The organism is Croceitalea sp. MTPC6 (assembly GCF_036985525.1).
Classification (GTDB): Bacteria; Bacteroidota; Bacteroidia; order Flavobacteriales; family Flavobacteriaceae; genus Croceitalea.
This window is the reverse complement of the sequence record NZ_BTGR01000002.1, coordinates 205,803-230,037: the sequence shown is the minus strand read 5'-3', so window position 1 is coordinate 230,037 and position 24,235 is coordinate 205,803. Positions and strand designations below refer to the sequence as shown.

Sequence of the window (24,235 nt, the reverse complement as noted above, 5' to 3'; positions counted from 1 at the left end):
ATCTAATTCAATACGTTGTTAGTTTTTTTGATTGCTGCTTCATTTTTCCAGTCAATCCATTTTTGTCCTTTTATTCTTCGCATTAAATTATCAAAATGGCGCATCAGTATGATATTGTAGACTGCTTTTATAAAATTTTTAGGCTTTCTAGCTATTGCACGTAGGCTCATTGAAAAGCCTGGAGTAATATACTTCATGTGATGCCAGTAACCTTCTGGTATGTAGATAACATTGCCGTGTTCCAATTGCGTAATGTAGCCTTTCGCATGTTTTAGAGCTGGCCATTTTTCTAAGTTGGGATTTGAAAAATCAATATCCTCGCGAACTATTAGGGAATGAGGAATCTTATAAAGATATTTTGTCTCCGATTGCGGAAAAAGTATACACTCTTTTTTTCCTTCAAAATGAAAATGAAAGATATTGGCCAAGTCAATATCATAATGCATAAATGTATGTGAATTGCTACCTCCGAAGAAAAGCATAGGAAGTCCTTTCATTAGTTTAAGTCCAAAATCTGGATACTTATAATCTTTTTGGAGTACTGGTACTTCTTTAATCACATTCCAAAGAAAAATTCGAAACTTGGTTGGCTTACTTTTTAATAAATCCACATAATCTGCCATTTTCATTTTAGCATGTGGTTCATTAAAACCTTCATCATGTTTTACCGGCCTATCATCATAAAGGGGAACTTCCTTATCACCTGCCACTTCTTTAATATACTCTAAATTCCATTTAGAATATGCCGGCCAATCTTGGATATATCGCTCAATAACCACCGGCTTTTGTGGTTTAAAATAATCGCGGATAAATTCTTCTTTGGAAAGCGTTTTTACCCTAGGGATTTCTTTAAGGTTAAGTTCCAAAATCACATTGTTTCAAACTAACTAAGTTAGTAAAAGGATACTAAATGAAGTAAAGTCTATTCCTTGCTTACTAATTTTGAAGTTGCTTTGGCATTCTCGTTTCGTTCAATTTTGTGACCTGGACGAGACCATTTTGGTTTTTCTCCTAGTGGTTGAAGTTCAGATTCTGAAGCTTCTACCGTTTCCGGTTGGGGAGCTTTTACAAATGCTTTTTGAGGATTAAGTCCTAGCATTTTAAACATTTCCATATCCTCATTAACATCTGGGTTTGGAGTGGTCAATAACTTATCGCCCGCAAAAATAGAATTTGCCCCGGCAAAGAAACACATCGCTTGCCCTTCCCTGCTCATTTCTGTTCGACCCGCAGATAACCGAACTTGTGTTTTTGGCATTACGATACGAGTAGTAGCTACCATGCGTATCATTTCCCAAATGGGTACAGGCTCAATATCTTCCATAGGAGTACCTTCTACAGCAACAAGCGCATTAATTGGAACTGATTCTGGTTGTGGGCTTAAAGAAGCCAATGCTACTAACATACCAGCTCTGTCTTCAACTTTTTCACCCATACCGATAATACCTCCACTACAAACCGTAACATTGGTTTTACGAACATTGTCTATAGTTTCTAAACGGTCTTCGAAAGCGCGTGTAGAAATTACGTCCTTATAGTAATCTTCCGAAGTATCTAAATTATGATTGTAAGCATAAAGACCCGCTTCCGCCAAACGTTTGGCTTGGTTTTCTGTAATCATCCCAAGTGTACAGCAAACCTCCATATCCAATTTATTAATAGTACGAACCATCTCTAAAACTTGATCAAACTCAGGGCCATCCTTTACATTACGCCAAGCTGCTCCCATACAAACTCTAGAACTACCAGATGACTTGGCCCGAAGAGCTTGAGCTTTAACTTGTTGCACAGACATTAAATCATTACCCTCAATATCTGTATGGTAGCGCGCAGCCTGCGGGCAATACCCACAATCTTCTGGGCAACCACCTGTTTTTATTGAAAGTAAAGTGGAAACTTGTACTGTGTTAGGGTCATGGTATTTACGATGTACCGTGGCCGCATCATAAAGCAATTCCATTAAAGGTTTGTTATAAACAGCTAATATTTCTTCTTTGGTCCAATCGTGTCTGATCTCGCTCATAAATCAAAAATAGGAATTCAAAGTTTATTTCTTGTTATCCTTTTCCCTATTTCTAATTAAATAGAGACCTCCAAAGGCAAAAGCAAATTGAATTACCCAAATCATGGTCCTATATTCACTATCCTTTAAAATAGTCCATTTTAAAATCATGATTAGTAAGGCTAAACCAATCAATATTTGCCCAATCAACTTTTTATCCATTTTCTATTGGAATAAAAAAACCAAAGTATGAACTCCGGTTTTGGATTTCATTTATATCTTATTCCTCCTTCTTCTTAGGAGCAGTTGTTTTTTTAGTCTCTGCTTCTGTTTCTTCAGCAGTTACATCTTTACCTTTTAAATATTCGGGCAACTGCATTCCCGCCATATTAAACATTTCCTGCAAAGGAGGAACAGATTTGTACATTCCAGAAATGAAATTAGCTGTGGAATTTTTACCGCCTTCTGACTTTTGACCAGAATCCCAAACCGTAACCTTATCAATTTTAATATTCTTGATAGCTTCAGCCTGAGTTTTAACTAACTCTGGCAACTTATCAGCTACCAATAATAATACGGCATCTTTAGGATTATCTCCCGCAGCTTGAACAATTTTATCCAAACCTTCAGCTTGCTTGCTCAATACTTCAAGGATACCCTGTGCTTCAGCTTGTGCTTTAAATAAGATTGCATCAGCTTCGCCTTTTGCTTTTCTACGTATCATTTCTGCTTCAGCTTCTGCATCAATCTCTACTTTCTTTTTATCGATTTCCGCAGGTACCACAATATCAGCCATTTGAGAACTACGCTCTCTTTCAGCTCTGGCAATTTCGGCGTCTTTTTCCGCAGCGTAAGATTCCTCCAACGCTTTTGCAGATTGTACTTTCTCTGCAGCAATCGCGGTTCGCTCCGCTTCTGCCTCGCGCTGTCTACGTAAAGAATCAGAATTTGCAACATCGATTTTAGCTATGTTCTCACCTTCTACAGCCTTTGCGTTTGCAGCAGCTACTTGAGTTCGTTCATCCTGTAAAGCATTTGCCTCACCAATAGAACCATCCCTATTTTTCTCCGCAACAGATTTACGTGCCGCGTTAATCGCATGTGCTGCAGCTTCTTTACCCAAAGCCTCAATGTATCCAGACTCATCAACAATATCTGTGATATTTACATTGATAAGCTTTAAACCAACTTTCTTTAATTCTGACTCTACACTCTGCGAAATATTGGTCAAGAATTTATCTCTATCCGAGTTTATTTCTTCAATATCCATAGAAGCCACAACCAAACGTAACTGCCCAAAAATGATTTCCTTAGCCAATTCTTGAACTTCTGGCATTCCCAAACCTAAAAGACGCTCAGCAGCATTTTGCATAACACCTGGCTCAGTTGATACCCCAATGGTAAACCTTGAAGGTACATTTACACGAATATTCTGCTTACTCAGGGCATTTGCCAAATCTACTTCAATAGAAATAGGCGTTAAATCCAAATACTCGTAGTCTTGAATTACTGGCCAGATAAAGGCCGCACCACCATGGATACATTTAGCAGAATTCCCGCTACCAACTTTTCCATAAACAACCAAAATCCGATCGGATGGACAGCGTTTGTATCTTCTGATAAATGAAATAATAATGATAAAGAAAAAGAGGATGGCAAACCCGATGGCCAATAATGACGCACCTCCTCCCAATTGTAACGGTATTAGCATATGTTTATGTATTTAAAAGTTGAACGATTAATATTCCATTGTCTGTGACTTCTTTGACTTTCACAACATTACCCTGCACCAAGTCATTATTTTCATCAGTAAGTGCTTCCAATTCCCGTAAAGTACCCTGTACGTTGATGCTCACTTTTCCAATGCTGGAGCGTTTTGCACCAATGGTAAGATATACCTCACCAATTTGGTTTAAAGCATTTTTAAGTTTTAGTGTTCCGCTGTGCTGTAATTTAGCCAGATAGTAAAAAAGTGCTGCCATCGCAGTCATCATCAAAAGACCACAAATGACCGAGACAAATACGGTTATAGCAGTAGACAATCCATTATCCAAACAAGCGATGCCAGACCATCCAAAAATGGTAAAGAAGCCCATTAAATTCTTGAATGATAGAAACTGAAATCCTATGCCTGAATCACCATCAACTTCTGCATCAACGTCCCCACCCATATCATCTGCATCACCACCAACTAGGGTTAGAATTATTAAAACAATAAAAATAGCCGAAGATATTAGTGCGGTAACCCAATATATTTTCTCGAAAAGGCTCAAAGCCGCAAACCAGTTTTCCATGGTACAAAGATGTTGGTTAATAAATCATTTAAGATAAGACATTGCCGAGAATATCGGAAGGCTTATTTTGAAAGTAATATTGAAACTGCATTTCCGCCAAAACCCACTGCATTTACTAAAACACTTTTAATCGATTTGGGACTTTCTTGTTTCTCCGCAAATGGAACCGAAATTGCTTCTTGCTTTTGAAGCATCAATATGGCCATTTCCACGCTGAGCATTCCTGATGCTCCAAAGGTGTGACCTACTTTCCATTTATTTGTAGTTAAAAAAGGCCTTTTGTTACAAAAAACTTTTTTTATTGCATTGACTTCTGACAAATCACCTTTGACAGTACCTGGTGCATGCATAACGATAACATCAACATTATCAGTGGGTTTACCGTCCAAAGCCATCTCCATCGAATCCTGAAAACATTTTGCATCTGTAGATATGGAAACATTATGGATTAAAGGTTCCGTAGCATAACCGACACCTATAATTTTAGCCAAGCTATTAGTAGGATTTCCATTTTCCAAGCAAGCAACAGAAGCTCCTTCTCCAAGGACCATCGTATTTTTGGTTTTTTCTAAATCATGTGCACGACAAGGATACCCTTCGACAAGCTCAGGATGAAAGCTACGCGAAAATGAAACCACATCTTTAGAATAAATTTTTAATGCCTTCATCTGCGCAATAGTGAAAGGAGTTAGCGGCGCTTCACTACCACCAACTAAAAATTTGTCAGTCATTCCGCTGTTAATCCATGCAACACCATTCAACATTGCATGTAAAGCTGTTGAGCAAGTAATAGAATGGGAGATTTCTGGGCCTTTTGTTTTTAAATCATGTGCCACCCAAGATGAGATATTTCCCAACGTTGTAGTTGGTGATGCCAAAGTAGATGTGCCATCCTCTTTTAAGAATTCTTCATGAAATTTTTCAAATAATTCTGTCGCCCCACGAGAAGAACCTAAGTTTATTCCAAAGTTATCGAACGAGGACCAATCGGCTTGCTCAACAGCTTTTCTTGCAGCATAAATCCCATACAGCACAGAAGCATCTAAATTTTTGTATTTGCTATCTGAAGATGCAAGTGCCTTAATTTCATCATTCAATAGTTTAGGAAGCTTTCCAGCCCAAACTAGGTTATTGCCAATTGAAGTTTCTTTTAGGTAATGTGATTTATTTTGGTAAGCTTCCCAAGCTTGCTCTAAGGAATTACCTATGGGAGAAACCGAAGAAATTGCTGTTATAGCTATAGGGTTTTTCAAGTCTAAATAGTAATTCCAACAAAGGTAAAAGTTCTTATCTTCATAAACTTATAATTATATCAACAATGAACAACGAATTAGTACCTCAACCAAGCTGGTGGAAAAGAAATTGGAAATGGGTGGTGCCTGTTGGTGGTTGCCTAACTTTAATTATTGGAGCAATTATCCTTTTCTCTTCTATTTATTTTGGAGTGAGTAATATAATGGAAGAGTCTCAACCTTATGAATATGCGCTTGAATTGATAAATAAAGACGAGCAGCTCTTGGAAATTTTGGGCTCTCCAATTGAAAAAAATGGTATGTTTCAAGGTAATATTAGTTGGACAAATGGTAACAAAAGTGCAAAAATAACCGTACCTATAGCTGGATCAAAAGGAGTGGGTAAATTATATATAGATGCTACAGGGGAGGGTGATGAATGGAACTATCATGAAATTCGTGTAGAAGTTAATGAACAAGAATTTAATTTTTTAGAAGACCCTTCTTCTGAATTCTAATTCTCTAATAGTTCTAAAATCGAATTATAGATTTTTTCCAATTGCTTATTAGTAATTACATAAGGAGGTAGTGCATAAATAGTATTCCCTAAAGGACGAAGATTAACGCCCCGAGACATAAAAAATTGATATAACTCATCTCTTGATTTGCCATAACGATCCATTTTCACGGCTAAGTCAATTGCTAAGATTACTCCAATACTCCGTGCTGCTTTTACCTTTGAATGACTCTCGATTTTGGAAACAAATTTTCGATGTTCGAGTGCTATATAATTCCTTCTTTCGAGAATCTTATCAGAAGACAATAGGTTTATCCCAGCAATTGCTGCTGCACAACCCAAAGGGTGTGCACTAAATGTGTGGGCATGAAAAAAACCCTTGGTCACCTTATCGCTCAAAAAAGCGTCAAAAATCCTTTGAGAACAACTCGTTATACTCAATGGAAACATCCCTGCAGTTAGTGCTTTACTTAAACATATAATATCTGGCTTGTTCTCTAAATAGTCAGATGCAAAGTTTTTACCCGTTTTTCCAAAGCCGGTCATAATTTCATCAGCAACACATAAAATATCTAATTCTTGGCATTTTTTTATAAGTAAGTCAAGGTCTCTAGCCGAATGAAATTTCATGCCTGCTGCTCCTTGTACCAAAGGCTCAAAAACAAAAGCTGCGCAAGAATTGGTTGTAGCAATGGTTCTTATTTGTTTTAAAATAGCATCAATGGTGTCTTCTTGAGGAGTTGGTATTCGTTCTACTTTTAATAGGAAATCCTCGAAAGGACCGTTATAAGAAGATAGTCCCGAGGCACTCATAGCTCCAAATGTATCACCATGAAAACCATCTTCAAAAGCTATTAGGGTATCTCGCTTCTCTCCTTTGTTATGATAATATTGTAAAGCCATTTTTATAGCGGCTTCTACTGCTGTGGAACCATTATCATTAAAAAAGATTTTAGCTTGATTACTTGGTAAAATCTCCACTAATTTCTCAGACAATTCTATCGCTGGCTTGTGAGTAAAACCGCTGAACATCACAAAGTCCAGTTCTTGCATCTGAGCAGCAATTGCATTGGTAATGTATTCATTACAATGTCCATACATTGCAGTATACCAAGAAGCAATACCGTCTATGTATTCATTGCCATCTTCGTCCCAGATTAAGGCTCCTTCAGCCTTAACAATGGCCAAGGGTGGAGCAGCTGTTTTATGCTGGGTTAACGGGTGCCACAAGTATTTTTTATCGCGTTCAACTAAATTTTTTATCTGCTCTAAATCTTTCAAATCCTTCAATTTGGCTACCTTGCAAAGATGGTGATAAAACCAAAAAATAGTAGCTGCCTTGCTTAAAAAAACCATTGCTTACTTTACTTCTTTCTATCATTCCAGCAATGCGAGAAAAACTTTTTTATTCTTCTTTTTGGTTTCACTTGCTATACGGTTCCCTTTTTTCTTTAGGGATTATATCGATAGGGACGAGAGTACTTTTATCTTAATGGGGCAGTCTTGGGTAGATGGTTTTTTACCCTATACACAATTGTGGGATTTAAAACCTCCTATTACTTTTCTGTTTTTTGCAGCTCTAATTTTTGCTTTTGGGAAAAGTTTTCTAGCCATTAGAATAGCTGGGGCTCTTTTGGTCGCTATAACTGCTTTATTCACTTATAAAATTGGGCTTTCCGTATCAAACAAAAAAGTGGCATTTTGGTCAGGGCTGCTCGCAGTTATATTACAGAGTCTTTTTGGAAGCTTACAAGGTGTAATGTCCGAGCATATTTCAATGGTATTTTTTATTCCTGCACTATATCTACTAATCTCTAAAAACAGTACTATTAACTATTTTCTGGCTGGTCTATTATTAGGGCTTTCCCTAATGACCAAGCTGAACCTAGCATACCCAATTCTATTTATTTTTCTTTTCCTGTTCTGGAAAGCTATTAGGCAAAAAGAATTATCTCTCCAACTAATCAAAATTTTAGTTTTGGGAAGTGCAATACTTATAGTCATTCTAGCTACCGCAGCTCCCTATTATTTTAATAATGATTTTCAGTTATGGTGGCAATCTGTCTTTGAAGCACCTATGGCTTATTCCGGTTCTAAAGAGCACTCAATTCTCAATGTTCTCCCTTTTGCTATCGTGGTATTTGTCTTTTTTTACTGGGGAATTAAAAAACAGTTTTTAAATTATAAAGAACCTGGCATACTACTATTGATAATAACTTCTGTTGGAATATTATTTTCGTTTATACAGGCTGGCAAGGTAAATGGGCATTATCTAATACAACTGTACCCTACTTTAATTCTCTTGATTACCATTTCCATATATGAGCTAAGGATTCTTAAAAATCTTAATTACAAGCCAATTGTATTTTTTATTTTGTTGTTAATTCCGATGGAATCCTATTTAGAGTTAAAAAATGTTACACAACACAAAATAAACAAAGGTTCCTTTCATAATGGTGAAGGTGTTACTGTCCCCAATTATTTTAAAGAACACAAATTATCAGCTGATAAAGTGTTGTTTATGGAATATCATATTGGCTATTGGCTATTGAATGAGAAACCTCCAACTAAAGCCGCCACTCATCCCAGCAGTATTTTGAGAGAAGAACTATTCCCTTATATGGAAAATTCAAGAACCACTGAAAGTGAAGAACTTCAATTTATCCTCGAAGAATTTCGGCCAAATTTTATTATTACTAGAAAAAACAGAAGGGTTTTTGATAGAAAAAAGTTAGCTGCAAATTTTTATATGAATTTACAGTTATCAAAAAATTATACTCCTTTAGATACTGTTGATAATGCAATTATCCATCAACGTTTAAAACTCAAGTAATGCTTGTCTAAATTCATTTGCATACTGGCGAACCACCTTTTTGTCAAATTTCTTTTCTTCATTGATCCTTCCTAAAAAAGCAATTCCTGTTTTCTCAAGAATAATACTTTCTGTGGTTGGGTGTTTATCTCCACTGAAGATGATACCTACCTTAAAATTACGTTGTTGCAATGCTTCAATAGTAAGCAGGCTATGGTTAATACTGCCCAGATAATGTCGGGATACAACAATTACTTTATAGTCTGGTTGAATTAAATCCAATATAGTATCAGATTCATTTAAAGGCACCAATAAACCTCCTGCTCCCTCAATAACCAAATGATTCTCTGTTTTTGGCTCCCGAATAGCATCTAGATTAATTTCAACTCCATCTATTTCAGCAGCAGCATGTGGGCTCATGGGCGTTTTTAAGGCATAACTGTTAGGGTAAATAACAGATTTGTCATTGGGAATCAAGCTTTTTATTTTATGACTATCAGAATCCTCCAAATCTCCAGCTTGAATCGGCTTCCAATAATCTGCCTCTAGTGCTTCTGTAATTATTGCTGAAGCAATGGTCTTGCCAACCTCAGTCGAAATTCCAGTGACAAATAATTTCATTGCTCAGTTTTAGTTATAAATTCACAATTGGTACAACGGTACTTTTTGGGCTCAAAGAAAGGAAAGAGTTTATAAAATAGCGTATTGCGTAAATAATGAACTTCAGATTTTCGTTCTTTACAGTTAGGGCATTGAATTAAATTTCCTTTATCATCAACAGCATAGTTACGGACCTCATTAAAAATTTCTTGAGCTCTTTCTTTATCTACACTAAACACCTGTAATTTAATCCCACCAATAGCATTACTAGCAAAGGGCTCCACACCGATAGTGTTCTCGTCTTTTAAGGTTACGGTTATTCCTTCAGACTCCAACCTGCCCTTAATGATCTGTACATCTGCCAAAAATTCAAAACTACCAAGTGTTACCAAATCTTTACTCATACATCCCCTTTTAATATTTGTACAACATTTGTAATTTCTTCTTTTGTATTGAATGAATGTAAACAAAACCGAAGTCGCTCTTTTCCCTCTGGTACTGTTGGCGAAAGAATAGCTTTAACATCAAAACCTTCTTTTATAAGTTTTTCTGAAATATTCTTAACTCTTATATTTCCCTCTATTTCCATACTTTGGATTGCGGAATCACTTTCTATAAAATTATCCTCTAACCCTTGTTTTTTTAACTCTTGCTTAAAATAAACAATGTTTTCCAATAAAAGCTGTCGGCTTCTTTTCCCTTCTGGTGAATTTATAAAATCATAAGCAGCTAAGATTGATGCAATTGCATGAGGTGGTAGAGCCGTTGTATAAATAAAACTCCTTGCAAAGTTTATTAAAAACTCCTTTAACTTTCCACTTCCTAATATAGCTGCTCCGTGACACCCCAATGCCTTACCAAAAGTTATAATTTTAGCGAAAACTTCATTTTGCAAGTTATTCTCACTTACCAATCCTTTTCCGAAAACACCTATTGCATGTGCTTCATCTACCACTAAATGATAGTTATTCTCTTTACATAGCCTAGCTAAAAACCGTAAATCTGGAGAATCTCCATCCATTGAAAAGACAGATTCAGTGACAATATAAATTTCCTTATCCTGGATTCCCGACTCCTTTTGAAATAACAACTTTATTTTAGCATTTAAATCATCTAAGTCATTGTGCTTAAACTTGTATTTTTTTGCATTACTCAATTGAATCCCATCTCGAATGCTGGCATGGCACAATTCATCGTAAAAAATGAAATCTCCCCTTTGTGGAACACATGCAAAAAGTCCAAGGTTTGCATCATAACCTGAGTTAAAAACCAAAGCTGCCTCAACATTATGAAAATTGCTAAGCTGATTTTCTAAAACTTGATATAGCTTGTGATTCCCTGAAAGTAAACGTGACCCTGTTGCTCCATTTTTTGGGGCAGAGGATTTTAAAATTTCTTGCGCTCTTTCTCCAATCCAAGTTTCTTTAGAAAACCCTAGGTAATCGTTAGAAGAAAAATCAATTAAATTATTGCCCAACGGTAGCGTCCGAAAAGAATTTTCAGCTACTCTTTTTTTAAGTTTTTCGATTAGCTTTTTAGGAAAATCAGGCATAGTTCAAATGTAATCTGTTTATTTAAAAACAAAAAACCACTCTAAAAAGAGTGGTTTTTTGTTTTGTAAGAATTGTTTAGCTTAATCTGCCAATACAATCACTTTATTATCTTTCATTTCAATAGTTCCACTAGAGATAGCTAAAACAGTTTCTCCGTTAGCACCCTTTGAGAATTTACTTTGAAAGTCTTCATCAATAGAAATATCTCCTTGTACTTTCACATCACCTTCTTGTAACAATGAAACGATTGGAGCATGATTTTGCAACATCTGAAATTCACCGTTTATTCCTGGAACTGTAACAGATGTTACCTCTCCTGAAAATAAAGTTGCTTCTGGGGATACAATTTCTAAATACATATTTTAAAAGTATTCAGTATTCAGTAGTCAGTAGTCAGTAGCTTTTTTGCTAACTGTTTACTTTTTACTGCTTACTTATTTTATGCTTCAGCTAACATTTTTTCTCCAGCCTCAATAGCCTCTTCAATAGTCCCTTTTAAGTTAAAGGCAGATTCTGGCAAGTGATCTAATTCACCATCCATAATCATGTTAAAACCTTTGATAGTTTCTTTAATGTCTACCAATACCCCTGGGATACCAGTAAACTGTTCAGCTACGTGGAATGGCTGAGAAAGGAAACGCTGAACACGTCTTGCTCGACCAACAGCTAATTTATCTTCTTCGGACAATTCTTCCATACCAAGAATAGCAATAATATCCTGTAATTCTTTATAGCGTTGTAACAACTCTTTTACACGTTGTGCACAAGCATAATGCTCATCTCCTAAAATCTCGGCAGTTAAAATCCTTGAGGTAGAATCCAATGGATCTACAGCAGGATAAATACCCAACTCTGCAATTTTACGTGAAAGTACCGTTGTAGCATCTAAGTGAGCAAATGTTGTAGCAGGTGCAGGATCCGTTAAATCATCCGCAGGTACATATACCGCTTGTACCGATGTAATAGAACCTCTTTTAGTTGAAGTAATACGTTCTTGCATCGCACCCATCTCAGTTGCCAACGTAGGTTGGTATCCTACTGCTGAAGGCATTCTTCCAAGAAGTGCAGATACCTCTGAACCAGCTTGTGTAAAACGGAAGATGTTATCAACAAAGAAAAGTACATCCTTACCTTGACCATCACCAGCTCCATCACGGAAATACTCAGCAATAGTTAATCCTGATAATGCTACTCGAGCACGTGCTCCAGGAGGCTCGTTCATTTGACCAAAAACGAAAGTCGCTTTTGACTCTTTCATAGCTTTCTTGTCTACTTTAGACAAATCCCAGCCACCTTCTTCCATAGAATGCAAGAAGTCATCACCATATTTTATAATTCCTGACTCCAACATCTCACGAAGTAAGTCATTTCCTTCTCTTGTACGCTCACCAACACCAGCAAATACGGAAAGACCACCGTGTCCTTTAGCAATATTGTTAATCAGCTCCTGAATTAATACTGTTTTACCAACACCGGCACCACCGAACAATCCAATTTTACCCCCTTTTGCATAAGGCTCAATTAAATCGATAACTTTAATACCTGTAAAAAGTACTTCGGTAGAAGTGGATAAGTCTTCGAATTTTGGAGCTTCACGGTGAATTGGAAGTCCATTATCTCCAGTTTTAGGCAATTCTTCCAGTCCATCAATTGCATCACCGATTACATTAAAAAGGCGTCCATAAACATCTTCACCTATTGGCATTTGGATTGAACTACCAGTGGCAAATGCTTCAACACCTCTACTTAAACCATCAGTAGAATCCATAGAAATTGTTCTAACGGTATTCTCTCCAATATGTGACTGTACTTCAAGTACTAGTTTAGAGCCGTCGGCGTTATCAATTTCTAATGAATCGTAAATTTTTGGGATTACGGTTCCTGATTCAAATTCAACATCAATAACCGGTCCGATAATCTGTGCAACTTTACCTGTAACTTTCGACATTACTTGCTTATTTCTATTATTCGATTTTTTGGTTAGAAAAAACCCTGTTTTTTCCGGCTGCAAAGATATGTTATTAGGATTTGAAATAGAAACTTCTGAATTCTTTTTTTATATAAAAAAAGGCATCTGTAAGAGATGCCTTTTTCAAATCTTATAAAATTGTTTCTTAAGGGTTTATGGTCCAGGAAACATAGTAAATAGAACCTATTAATCCAGAACCTATAGCTTGAAAGTATTCATCAGCTAAGAGATTTGAACCACCAGCCTTAAATACTGACTTAATACTTGGAACTGAGTAGTTAATCTGAGCATCCAGTACAGAATATGCTGGCACATCTCCATCAGCAAAAGAAGCTTCCCAGAAGAAGCTATCGCTCCATCTATAGTTTACTCCAAAACCAAAGTTTTTAAATAAATCTGTCTTTCCTAAAGATAACTTTACTTTATGCTCTGGAGAGTTAAAATTAACTCTTATGCCTCTAGCTCTCAAATCTTCAGCATCTTCAAGTTTAGTATAAGTATAATTTGCACCTATATCAAAGCCTGCTAATTTAGTGTCAATTCCCAATGTACCACCATAAGAAGTTATTTCTTCTTGCGAATTAGTATACACTTGATAAACTTCAAAATCTCCATTTTGCAATGCTAACAATGATAAACCGCCATCGCCTGCTTCTCCATACAATGGCACTAAAGTTTGCGTTTGAGATATAAAATTGTCGTAGCTGTTATAATAACCGCTTGCATCTATCGTAAATTTACCAACTTGTGCTCTATAACCCACTTCAAAAGCTGTAATCTCTTCGGGTTGAACCAAAGGAGTATTTACTGCTGTAGGATTACCTGCTTCTACCGAAGCTCTAGAAAATGCATTTTCGTAAGCTGCCCTACCCACAATATCAACTGTTGGAGAACCAGTAAATGCTTGACCTTGTTGACTGACGTCAAAAGTCCTTACATCCCTGTCCAAGTTGTCCGGTGCAGAACCTATCAGAACAGCGAGACCAGCGTTCAATCCAATAAATAAATCTTGGGTTGTCGGATTTCTAAAACCTTGCTGAACTGAAGCCCTAAGATTATGATTTCTATTCTCACCTAGAGTTACAGAAAGACCAGCTCTTGGCGAAAAGAAACCATCGAAAAACTCATTCTTATCGTATCTTCCCGATAGTGTTACCTTTAACCTATCGTCCATCATTTTCTTTTGAAATTGTGTATAAGCTCCATACTCTTGATAGCTAATTGGTCCATCAAAATCTGTAAAAATTGTTCCTTGAGAGTTTAGTTCATACTCTCTCCAAGAACCCCCTACTTGAATGTCTGCCCAATCATCTATTAGGTGAGCTAGGTTATAATTTCCATTAACGTGTCTAAATTTAGTATTGTCAATAAACTTTGATCCAGTTGTTAAATCTCCGTCGCTAGTAACTGCATTAAAAGCACTCTGAAACTCAGGAGTGCCTGGAATAAGTCTTCCTGTGTCGGCCACAGCTCTTGCAGCAGCATGGGCTTGCTCATCTGTTGCTTGCACACCAGTACCAACACCTAGTTTAGCACCTATAAAGGTTTGCGCATATTCAGTGAACCATTGCGTATCTGACTTCCACCTTCTATTAATATTGATTCCTGTAAATCTGGTATCGTATGCATCTCCTGAGTTTTCTGCAACAATGTAACCGCGAATAAAAAAGTTATCATTTTTTAGCTCCAGCTTATGTTGCTGCATTTTAAAGCCTGCAACTGAGTAACGATTCGCACCTTGATATATGGTAGTTCCTCGACCAATCCGACCATTATATATTAACTCTAAATCATTGCCAAAAGGTCTGTAGTTAAGCGACCAATCTGCTTTAACACTCTGGGCATTGTAATTAGCTAAATCAGCCTCATTATAACCTGTACGGGTTACAAAAGCAGAACCAACCGTACCTGTTGGAAGACCAGCTGCCGCATCAAAGTTTATTGGAACACCAACTTCATCACCGTACACATTTAAACCATCATACGCGGGGTCTGTTCTATCTGCACCAGGATTATTTAAATCGTCGGTTCTATTGGCATGCCAATCCTCTCCACTTAAAAATGAAAAACTTACTTTACCAGCAAATTTATCACTGAAAGCGTGAGCCGCACGTATACCAAAGTCATAGTAGTTATTGTCTCCAGCAGCTTCTTGAGAGGTAAGGCCGGTCTTTACATAGGCACTTATCCCTTGAAAATCGAATGGGTTTTTACTACGCATAAATAGAATCCCATTAAAAGCTCCTGCTCCATATAAAGCTGAAGAAGCTCCTGGAAGAATTTCAACACTCTGTACATCCAGCTCGTTCATCCCAACCAAATTACCTAATACAAAGTTTAATCCTGGTGCGGTATTGTCCATACCATCAACCAATTGTAAAAAACGAGTATTTGCAAAAGTTGCAAAACCTCTTGTATTTACAGATTGAAATGTTAAACTATTGGTATTGATATCTACTCCTTTTAGGTTTTGAAGACCCCCATAAAAAGACTCCGCAGTTGTGTTTTTAATTTCTTTTAATCCAAAACGTTCCACAGAAACTGGAGATTCAAAAATTCGTTCTGGAGTTCTAGAGGCTGAAATCACTATTTCATCCAGTAAGGTTGATGCTTCATTAAGAACTATTGATAATTCCTGATTATTAGCAGTAACATCAACAGTAGTATCGGTATAACCAATACTTGAGATTCTAAGTTTAAATGGAGGTGTTTCACTTGTAGAAAATGTAAAATTTCCATCAAAATCAGCTACTGTACCCTCAGCCTTGCCAAGTAGTAAAACATTGGCACTTGGCACTGGTTCTCCGTTCTGATCCACTACTTTTCCGGCAACCGTGGTTTGGGCAATTAGTGTTGATCCAAATAGTAAGAAAAAGACAAAAAATAATTTTTTCATTAGTCTTGAATTTGCGTTAAGTCAGTTTTAATTAAGCGTTAATTAATCAAGGCGGAATATACATTTTTTTTGACTTTTGTCTTACTAAAAACAAAAAAATTATGCATGCATAGTACTTTTTTGTGAAAAAATGTGTGTTTCCTCTATTAAATTAATAAAAAAACGACCTGATTAGGTCGTTTTTAATATTAAATATCCTGTAACAATAGTTACTCTACAGTAACTGACTTTGCTAAATTTCTCGGTTGATCTACATTACAACCACGCATTAATGCGATATGATATGATAATAATTGCAATGGAATAGTAGTCAATAATGGAGTCATAGGTTCAGAAGTTTCAGGTACTTCGATTACATGATCAGCAAGCTCTTTAACGGTTTTATCTCCCTCAGTAACAATAGCGATTATTTTTCCACTTCTAGATTTAATTTCTTGAATATTACTTACTACTTTTTCATAATGACCTTTTTTGGTGGCAATAACTACTACTGGCATTTCTTCATCAATCAATGCAATAGGGCCATGCTTCATCTCTGCAGCTGGATATCCTTCAGCATGGATATAACTAATCTCTTTTAATTTCAATGCCCCTTCTAAAGCTACAGGAAAATTATAACCCCTTCCTAAATATAAGCAGTTGGTAGAGTCTTTATATACTTCTGCTATTTGCTCTATCAGTTCATTTGATTCAAGGGTTTTTTCCACTTTGCTGGGAATACCTTCCAATTCGGTTAAAAACTCGTGAAATTTAGATTCCGAAAAAACTCCTTTTTCTTTAGCTAATTTTAATGCTATTAGAGAAAGTACCGTAATTTGAGTCGTGAATGCTTTTGTAGAAGCTACTCCAATTTCTGGACCTGCATGTGTATATGCACCAGCATGTGTTTCGCGAGCTATCGAAGACCCCACAACATTACAAACACCAAAAACAAATGCTCCTTTTTCTTTGGCCATCTTTATGGCTGCCAAAGTATCTGCAGTTTCCCCAGATTGAGAGATTGCGATTAGCACATCTTTATCAGTAATCACCGGGTTTCTATACCTAAACTCTGAAGCATACTCTACCTCTACAGGAATTCTTGCTAAATCTTCAAAAATATATTCTGCCACAAGACCAGCATGCCATGATGTACCACATGCTACAATGATAATTCTATTGGCATTGGTGAACTTTTCTAGGTTTTGATCTATTCCCGCCATTCTTATCAAACCTTGATCAGCTAAAAGTCTTCCTCTATAAGTATCTAAAATTGCCCGTGGTTGCTCATAAATTTCTTTTAGCATAAAGTGATCGTAACCACCTTTTTCTATCTCCTCAAGATTTAATTGAAGCTCTAAAATATTTGGATAGGCAATAGCATCATCCTTGATTTTGCGGAGCTTGATTTCTTTACCAATTCTAATAATGGCCATTTCTTCATCTTCTAAGTAAACGGCATTGTTGGTGAACTCTATAAATGGAGATGCATCAGAGGCAATAAAGTACTCGTTTTCACCAATACCAATAGCCAATGGGCTTCCAAGCTTGGCTACAACGATTTCATCAGGCTTGTTTTTATCAAAAACAGCGATTGCATAAGCTCCAACCACTTGGTTTAGGGCAATTTGAACAGCCTGCCCCAATTTTACCCCTTCTTTCTTTTTTACTTCTTCGATTAGGTTTACAAGTACTTCCGTATCAGTATCCGATTCAAAGGAGTATCCACGTTTAATCAACGCTTTCTTGATAGACTCGTAGTTTTCTATGATTCCATTGTGGATTATTACTAAATCTCCAGAATTTGAATAATGTGGATGTGAGTTAACATCATTTGGAACACCGTGGGTCGCCCATCTAGTATGTCCAAGTCCTAACTTTCCATTTGTGGAAATAGTAACTTCTGCTTTATGTTTTAAATCTTCAACTTTTCCCTTGGTTTTAGCCAAATGGGTTCCTTCCCCATCAAATAAAACAACTCCGGCACTGTCATAGCCCCTGTATTCTAGTCTTTGAAGACCTTTAATAACGATTGGGTAAGCATCTCGGTGACCTATATATCCTACAATACCGCACATAAGTGTATAATTTTTAAGAAGTTAAATGCAAATAGACTATTGCAAATTTAAGGTATGATTTAAAAAATAGTTTAAAAGATAGATTAACTAACGTAAAAAAACTATAAGTCGTACTACTATGCTCTAAGAAAGCTAGTTTGCCTCTGTGTATGAAATTTGAAGCTTTAATTTTTTGGCTTCATCCGCTGCAGAAACATTACTTCCAAAGAGTATCGTTCCCAATGGGTTGACCGAAGACATAATTGGCACATCAATTTCATTTCCAGAACTGCTCATAGCATTAGCAACGTTTAGAATACTAATATTTGAGGTCAAGGTAAGGCCTAGTTTTGCATTGGTTGAATCTCTAACTAGAATATTATTTATGTGCTCGGTGATTTTAACCGTATAATTAATTCCTTTATCACCATCTTTTTCAATAATTCCATCATAGTTTAGAAATAGGCCAAGGGGTGTATCTGCTGTACTGAATTCTGTTGATGAATTATATAAAGGTTGGTTGGTTTCTGCATTGAACAAGTAGAGTCTAGGTGGTTCGATAGTCCCACCAGCCGCGTCTAAGGTCTCTCTGTCAATTGAAAAAACTAAATTTGCCTCATTTATTATCCAATTGTTCTGTTTAATTTCATTAATTATTTCAGAAGCATCAACTTCGTCAAAAAGTTGTATTTCAGTAAATGTTCCCGCGCCTCCTTTTAAATAAATCCGCTCTGCATTCTCGTTATTATCAAGACTAGCTGTAACAGCTGCTGGGTAAGTATCATTATTAAAAGTGTTAACTGCATTCCCTATTACAACATTATTGCCCCTTTGCAGAAAAGTGAGTACATAGTCACGTTCTGCCCTTTCTGTTGAATTAACAGACCCACTATCACCAGAATCATCAGTAACAAAATTATCATATTCATACGTAACAGTTAGATTAGCTCGAGTTAAGTCTAATAATATCATAATATCCGAAGAAGAGTCAATTGAAAAGTGCAACCCTCGTAAAAAGTCATTAAAATTAGATTGACTTAAAAGCTCTGAACCTCCTTCTTTGTCCAACAAATTTGTTTGGAAGAAATCTTTATCCAATTTGATTCTGATTCCTGGATCTAAACGCGTATCAATGGTAAGGGACTCATCCACATCGCTGGTTTCCGGGTCATCTTCATTAAAAAACAAATATTCTTCGTTGCTTACGGTAATCAAAGTATCTGCTAAAACTTCATTTACGAATGCCGGCGAAAACTGTTGGTTTGAAAAATATTCTTGGGATTCTTCAAAATTACTGTTTGGGTCCAAATCTCGGAGAAAGAAGGTAGAATGTTCCACCTTAATTCGAAAAGGTGCATTTCGGTTACCAAAGATACTATCCAAATCAAACTTTCTAGAGAAAGTATTTGCCACAAAGTCGTCATCAGCAGCATCACCTACTCCATCACCATCTGTGTCTGGATTAAAAGGATCCGTTCCCCTAATCCTCTCGTCATTATCTGATAAACCATCTCCATCCTCGTCAGAGTTTGGGTCCAAAGGGTCATCATCAAACTCATCTTCAACCCCATCCCCATCAGAATCTCTATTTGCCTGAGCCAATTGGTATGGTAAATATAGAATTACCTCTTTAACCGTTTCATTTTCGGGTATAGTTGATTCTATATCATCGGTTCCAGCAATATCCTCTGTAGATTGTGACAAATCTCCAAAAGTATTTGAAATACTTCCGTTGTTTGTTGCCAATCTTAGTTGAGAGGTAATCCTAGCTTCTGTTTTACCATAAATTGGATCGTTATAATTACCTAATTGATAAATAGGCAACCTATTGGTCTGTACGGCTTCTATATTTTTGTTGAACGCAAAAACATCAAATTCTGCACTGCCCGTAGTAAAAGGTACTCCAGCTACGACGCCTTCACCAATCGTATTTAACTCTTCTTCACAGGAAGCTATCAACACTACAACAAATACAACGGCTAAAGCCGAAAGTATGTTTTTACCAAAAAAGCTCATGTAATTTATTTTAGAACCTCTGTTTTATAGAAATTAGAATACGCCTCTTCAGATTCTTGAACAGAGACATAGGGCAGAACAGGCTTTTGAAGACTTTCGATATGTTGCTTTAAATCGTCAGAAACCTCTTCTGAGGCTAAAATAATTGCATCTGAATAATCTACTGCTATCTTTAACAAATTATTATAGTCGGGTTCACTAAGTGATTCTATTTTGCCTTCATCAATACCATCAAATGCTATTTTCTTAATCATTTGTTGGTCCAGTTCTCCTTCATAACCTTTACTGTAGACTGAAGTTACAATCTTGCTATCCGCAAAAATTGGTTCATCTGCATAATATTCTCTCAGGTAGAGTGGTAGAAGAGAAGCCATCCAACCTTGCACGTGAATAATGTCTGGGGTCCAGTTGAGTTTTTTAACGGTTTCCACAACACCTTTAGCAAAGAATATTGCCCGTTCATCATTATCAGGGAAAAGATTTCCTTCTTTATCTGTAAATGTTCCTTTCCTCTTAAAATATTCTTCATTATCTATAAAGTAAACTTGAATCCGTTCTTTAGGGATTGAAGCAACTTTAATAATTAAAGGCATATCCATATCGTTGATGACCAAATTCATCCCTGACAAACGGATTACCTCGTGCAGTTGATGCCTTCTTTCATTAATATTCCCATACCTAGGCATGAAAATACGTATTTGACCCCCATTACTGTTGACCATTCTAGGGGCTTCGTAAGACATTAAAGAGACTTGATTCTCTGGGAGGTAAGGCACTAATTCAGAAGATACAAACAATATCTTTTTACCATTCATAAACGCAATTTTTATGTATCTGAAAAAACGTAGCTGCAAAAGTACAAAAATTATGTAGATATGCAGTATTTATAGTATTTTTGCGAGCTTTTATGCTATTTCATGCAAGTAATACATTACAAAAAAGAACTACAAGACGTTTTACTTTCCAAGGATTACAAAAACTGTACCATAGGTTTTGTCCCTACAATGGGAGCATTACATGGTGGTCATATTTCACTTGTTGAAAGAGCAGTAAAAGAAAATGACATTGCTACAGTAAGTATTTTTATCAACCCCACCCAATTTGATAAGAGGGAAGATTTAGAAAAATATCCTGCAGATTTAGAAAAGGACATCTCGTTGTTAAAAAAGGTATCCAATAAGATTTTAATCTTTGCACCTTCTGCTTCAGAAATCTATAGTGGAAATATAACATCTAAAGAATTTAATTTTAATGGCCTGGAAAAAGTAATGGAAGGCGAATTTAGACCTGGTCATTTTAATGGGGTAGCTACCATAGTTGAGCTTTTTTTACTTACGGTAAAACCTACTCGGGCTTATTTTGGGGAAAAGGATTTTCAACAACTTCAAATCATTAGAAAATTAGTTGAACTCAAAAAATTCCCTTTTAAAATAATTGGTTGTCCCATCGAGCGAGAACCTAATGGATTGGCAAGAAGTTCCCGTAATGAAAGACTATCAAATTCAGCCAGGGGAAATGCCGGTTTTATATATGAAACCCTTAAATCTGCCAAAGCAAAATTTGGCACGGAAAGTGCTAAAGTAATTTTGGAGTTCGTAGAAACTGAATTTGAAAACAATGAAATTTTTGAATTAGAATATTTTCAGATTGCAGATGTAGAAACACTGACTCCCATTATAAAAAAGCAAGAAAATATAAAATACAGGGCGTTCATTGCCGTTTACGCTGAAGGCATTCGTTTAATCGACAATATTGCACTGTAAATCAGTAAATTTGTACCATGCAAATAGAAGTTGTAAAATCAAAGATTCATAGAGTGAAGGTCACAGGTGCCGACCTTAATTATATCGGTAGCATTACCATAGATGAAGATTTGATGGATGCTGCAAACATAATTCGAGGTGAGAAAGTTCAGATTGTCAACAACAATAATGGAGAAAGACTGGAAACTTATGCAATACCAGGCCCTAGAGGCTCAGGAGAAATTACACTAAACGGTGCGGCATCAAGAAGGGTGGCCGTTGGTGATGTTTTAATTTTGATTACTTACGGCAGCATGGATATTGAAGAAGCGAAAAGCTTTAATCCTGCATTAGTTTTTCCAAATGAAGAGACTAACTTACTCAACTAGTTTTGAGTGATTCGACCAAAAAATTTCTAAAGACATTTATCCCTATTGCATTGGGAACCTTTCTGGTGTGGTACTCTTATTCGTCTACCTCAGAGGAAGACCGTAAAAATATTTACAGTGCTGTAAAGAATGCAGATTTGTTATGGGTTTTCATATCTATATCCATAGGTGTTCTAAGTCATTTTTCAAGAGCCATTCGTTGGGTTTATTTATTAAAACCTTTGGGCTATAAACCAAAATTATCCAATAGCTTCTTGATTGTCTTAATTAGTTATTTTGCCAATATTTTAATTTTACGTTCAGGTGAGTTTTTGCGTGCAACTGCACTTAACACATATGAAGACATCCCTTTTGAAAAGGGTTTTGGAACTATTGTGACAGAACGTATTATAGATGTTATAATGCTTCTTTTAATCATAGTACTTGCGCTATTCTTGCAAGCAGATATAATATTGGAAATACTTAACAGCAACGGCATTGGTCTTTTTGGCTCATTAGCAGTTCTCATTACAGGAGTATTTGGGCTTATCATAGCAATACGAATCATAAAAAAATCAACTTCGCCATTCGCCTTAAAAATTAAGAACTTTCTAACCGGAATGCTAGATGGGGTACTTAGTATCTCAAAAATGAAAAACAAATGGGCTTTTGTTTTTCATACTTTCTTTATTTGGGGTTGTTACATAGCCATGTTTTGGGTTATTAAATTTACCGTATTAGATACTATTAATTTGCCTGTGGGAGCTTTTCTAGTGGCATTTGTAGCAGGTGCTTTCGCGATGGCCACAACAAATGGTGGGCTTGGTTTTTTCCCTATTGCAGTATCTGCAGCTTTAATGGTTTATGGGGTGAGCGAAAATTCTGGGTTAGCTTATGGGTGGATTATGTGGACTGCACAAACCTTAATGGTGGTTGTATTTGGGGCAATATCTTTTGTCCTCCTTCCGTTATTGAATCGAAACCGATAATACTGATTATCAAAAGTCTAACAAATGACAAAATTCCTTTTGCCACTACTGGCCCTTATTTGCTTTGGTGTAAACGCACAAGTACAAAAAGAAATTTTCGAATCGTTTAAACTTCAAGAAAGAAGGGGTGTCTCTTATTATTTTCCAGAGGATTATACTGAAGACAAAAAGTATCCTTTAATCCTTGTTCTAGATGCAGATTATCTTTTTGACCTCGTTGTAGCCAATGCTAAGTTCTATAGCGAACACAATAGAATGCCACAAGCTGTAGTAGTAGGCATTCATCAAAGCGAAAATGATATAAGGTGGGAGGATTGTGATTATGAGCAAACAACTGGTTTGCCTACAGAAAAGGCAAAATTATTTTATGAGTTTTTAGGTACTGAATTAATTCCTTACTTAGAGACAAACTATAATATTGCTCCGTTCAAAATGTTTATTGGCTATGACATCACTGCTAATTTTGGAAACTACTTTTTGTTTAAGGATACGTCTTTGTTCAATTCTTACTTAACCATATCACCAGTACTCGCTACAGAGATGGAAAGTCGTGTGCCTTCCAGGTTATTGGATTTGGACCAAGAAATATTTTACAATTTAATTTTAGAAAAAGAAAAGACTGATGGTAGGCAGCAAATTTTACAAATGGATAATGCCATCAAATCTATAACTAAAGACAATATTCATTATTTCTTTGATCAATATGATGAACCAGATCATATTTCAATAGCGGCATATGGTATCAGCAAAGCATTTGATAACGTTTTTAAACTGTTTAGACCCATTAGCCCTAAAGAATACAAGGAAAAAATACTAAAATCTGAGGAACCTGTATTCAAATATTTAGAAGATAAGTACGCCCGAATCGAAGATTTGCTAGGTTTTGAAAAAGCAGTAGAGCTCAATGATGTAATGGCAATTTATGCCGGCTCGGCAAAAAAAGAAGATTATGAATCTTTAAAGGAGTTGGCTAAACTTTGCAAAAAGTTTTATCCAGAAACTATGATGGGCTTTTATTTTGAAGGAGAATATTTGGAGTTATTGGGAGAGCCTAAAAAAGCAATGAAAGCCTTTGAAAAAGCCTATCAAATGGAGGAAATTGACTTTTTGACCAAAGATTTGGCCATTGAAAAAATAGATGCTCTAAAAGCAGACTTTGGCTACTAAAATTTAGAACTTAAAACTTATCTTTAGCCAAATTCCTTAACG

22 protein-coding genes are annotated in these 24,235 nt (G+C 36.2%); 6 read left to right on the top strand and 16 right to left on the bottom strand.

All coding sequences use genetic code 11. The features are described from left to right. Positions 1-2: 2 nt before the first annotated feature. The 6 genes from AACP56_RS05450 to AACP56_RS05425 all read right to left on the bottom strand — a co-directional run bounded on the left by AACP56_RS05450 (position 3) and on the right by AACP56_RS05425 (position 5,549). Positions 3-866: a cupin-like domain-containing protein gene (locus tag AACP56_RS05450; RefSeq protein WP_339336624.1), complete on the bottom strand. Its 864-nt coding sequence runs from the start codon at positions 864-866 to the stop codon at positions 3-5. A gap of 56 nt (positions 867-922) precedes the next feature. Further along, a complete protein-coding gene (gene bioB, locus AACP56_RS05445; protein ID WP_339336622.1) occupies positions 923-2,023 on the bottom strand; it encodes a biotin synthase BioB in 1,101 nt (366 codons plus the stop codon). Between the two features lie 24 nt (positions 2,024-2,047). After that, entirely contained in the window at positions 2,048-2,224 is a 177-nt protein-coding gene (locus AACP56_RS05440; RefSeq protein ID WP_339336620.1) for a hypothetical protein, read from the bottom strand. Positions 2,225-2,282: 58 nt separating this feature from the next. Then, positions 2,283-3,713, bottom strand: coding sequence for a flotillin family protein (locus tag AACP56_RS05435; protein ID WP_339336618.1), 1,431 nt, complete (start codon positions 3,711-3,713; stop codon positions 2,283-2,285). A 4-nt stretch (positions 3,714-3,717) separates the two neighbouring features. Next, positions 3,718-4,296 carry a hypothetical protein gene (locus AACP56_RS05430; protein WP_339336616.1) on the bottom strand — a complete coding sequence of 193 codons (579 nt, stop codon included), beginning with the start codon at positions 4,294-4,296 and terminating at the stop codon, positions 3,718-3,720. 62 nt (positions 4,297-4,358) lie between these two features. Further along, positions 4,359-5,549, bottom strand: a complete 1,191-nt coding sequence (locus AACP56_RS05425; RefSeq protein ID WP_339336614.1) for a beta-ketoacyl synthase N-terminal-like domain-containing protein — start codon at positions 5,547-5,549, stop codon at positions 4,359-4,361. Between the two features lie 65 nt (positions 5,550-5,614). Between AACP56_RS05425 and AACP56_RS05420 the strand changes: the two genes are divergently transcribed. Next, complete coding sequence (locus tag AACP56_RS05420; RefSeq protein WP_339336612.1) at positions 5,615-6,046, top strand: cytochrome c oxidase assembly factor Coa1 family protein; 432 nt, start codon at positions 5,615-5,617, stop codon at positions 6,044-6,046. Here the strand turns inward: AACP56_RS05420 and bioA are convergent. Next, entirely contained in the window at positions 6,043-7,326 is a 1,284-nt protein-coding gene (gene bioA, locus AACP56_RS05415; protein ID WP_339336610.1) for an adenosylmethionine--8-amino-7-oxononanoate transaminase, read from the bottom strand. The two genes, AACP56_RS05420 and bioA, sit on opposite strands and share 4 nt — an antisense overlap. Positions 7,327-7,384: 58 nt before the next feature. Here bioA and AACP56_RS05410 point away from each other — a divergent pair, with 58 nt between their 5' ends. Next, positions 7,385-8,878 carry an ArnT family glycosyltransferase gene (locus AACP56_RS05410; protein WP_339336608.1) on the top strand — a complete coding sequence of 498 codons (1,494 nt, stop codon included), beginning with the start codon at positions 7,385-7,387 and terminating at the stop codon, positions 8,876-8,878. Here the strand turns inward: AACP56_RS05410 and bioD are convergent. The 9 genes from bioD to AACP56_RS05365 form a co-directional block, all read right to left on the bottom strand. Continuing rightward, positions 8,864-9,478, bottom strand: coding sequence for a dethiobiotin synthase (gene bioD / locus AACP56_RS05405; protein ID WP_339336606.1), 615 nt, complete (start codon positions 9,476-9,478; stop codon positions 8,864-8,866). The genes AACP56_RS05410 and bioD overlap by 15 nt on opposite strands. Further along, positions 9,475-9,861, bottom strand: a complete 387-nt coding sequence (locus tag AACP56_RS05400; RefSeq protein WP_339336604.1) for a DUF2007 domain-containing protein — start codon at positions 9,859-9,861, stop codon at positions 9,475-9,477. Before AACP56_RS05400 ends, bioD begins: the two co-directional genes overlap by 4 nt. Continuing rightward, positions 9,858-11,009, bottom strand: a complete 1,152-nt coding sequence (locus AACP56_RS05395) for an aminotransferase class I/II-fold pyridoxal phosphate-dependent enzyme (protein ID WP_339336602.1) — start codon at positions 11,007-11,009, stop codon at positions 9,858-9,860. Before AACP56_RS05395 ends, AACP56_RS05400 begins: the two co-directional genes overlap by 4 nt. Positions 11,010-11,090: 81 nt before the next feature. After that, positions 11,091-11,369, bottom strand: a complete 279-nt coding sequence (locus tag AACP56_RS05390) for a F0F1 ATP synthase subunit epsilon (RefSeq protein ID WP_339336600.1) — start codon at positions 11,367-11,369, stop codon at positions 11,091-11,093. Between the two features lie 80 nt (positions 11,370-11,449). Continuing rightward, positions 11,450-12,958 carry a F0F1 ATP synthase subunit beta gene (atpD, locus tag AACP56_RS05385; protein ID WP_339336598.1) on the bottom strand — a complete coding sequence of 503 codons (1,509 nt, stop codon included), beginning with the start codon at positions 12,956-12,958 and terminating at the stop codon, positions 11,450-11,452. 166 nt (positions 12,959-13,124) lie between these two features. Continuing rightward, positions 13,125-15,875: a TonB-dependent receptor gene (locus AACP56_RS05380; protein ID WP_339336596.1), complete on the bottom strand. Its 2,751-nt coding sequence runs from the start codon at positions 15,873-15,875 to the stop codon at positions 13,125-13,127. 209 nt (positions 15,876-16,084) lie between these two features. Then, on the bottom strand, positions 16,085-17,932 hold the full coding sequence (gene glmS / locus AACP56_RS05375) for a glutamine--fructose-6-phosphate transaminase (isomerizing) (RefSeq protein ID WP_339336594.1): 1,848 nt from the start codon (positions 17,930-17,932) through the stop codon (positions 16,085-16,087). A 132-nt stretch (positions 17,933-18,064) separates the two neighbouring features. Beyond that, on the bottom strand, positions 18,065-19,927 hold the full coding sequence (locus AACP56_RS05370; protein ID WP_339336592.1) for a DUF4270 domain-containing protein: 1,863 nt from the start codon (positions 19,925-19,927) through the stop codon (positions 18,065-18,067). A 5-nt stretch (positions 19,928-19,932) separates the two neighbouring features. Next, positions 19,933-20,742, bottom strand: coding sequence for a glycogen/starch synthase (locus tag AACP56_RS05365; RefSeq protein WP_339336590.1), 810 nt, complete (start codon positions 20,740-20,742; stop codon positions 19,933-19,935). A gap of 102 nt (positions 20,743-20,844) precedes the next feature. Between AACP56_RS05365 and panC the strand changes: the two genes are divergently transcribed. From panC to AACP56_RS05345, 4 genes are read left to right on the top strand one after another with little or no spacing between them, the layout of a single operon-like run. Then, positions 20,845-21,690 carry a pantoate--beta-alanine ligase gene (gene panC / locus AACP56_RS05360; RefSeq protein WP_339336588.1) on the top strand — a complete coding sequence of 282 codons (846 nt, stop codon included), beginning with the start codon at positions 20,845-20,847 and terminating at the stop codon, positions 21,688-21,690. A 17-nt stretch (positions 21,691-21,707) separates the two neighbouring features. Continuing rightward, positions 21,708-22,058, top strand: a complete 351-nt coding sequence (gene panD, locus AACP56_RS05355) for an aspartate 1-decarboxylase (protein ID WP_339336586.1) — start codon at positions 21,708-21,710, stop codon at positions 22,056-22,058. 2 nt (positions 22,059-22,060) lie between these two features. Beyond that, complete coding sequence (locus AACP56_RS05350) at positions 22,061-23,026, top strand: lysylphosphatidylglycerol synthase transmembrane domain-containing protein (protein ID WP_339336584.1); 966 nt, start codon at positions 22,061-22,063, stop codon at positions 23,024-23,026. A 24-nt stretch (positions 23,027-23,050) separates the two neighbouring features. Continuing rightward, a complete protein-coding gene (locus tag AACP56_RS05345) occupies positions 23,051-24,193 on the top strand; it encodes an alpha/beta hydrolase (RefSeq protein WP_339336582.1) in 1,143 nt (380 codons plus the stop codon). Positions 24,194-24,235 lie beyond the last annotated feature (42 nt).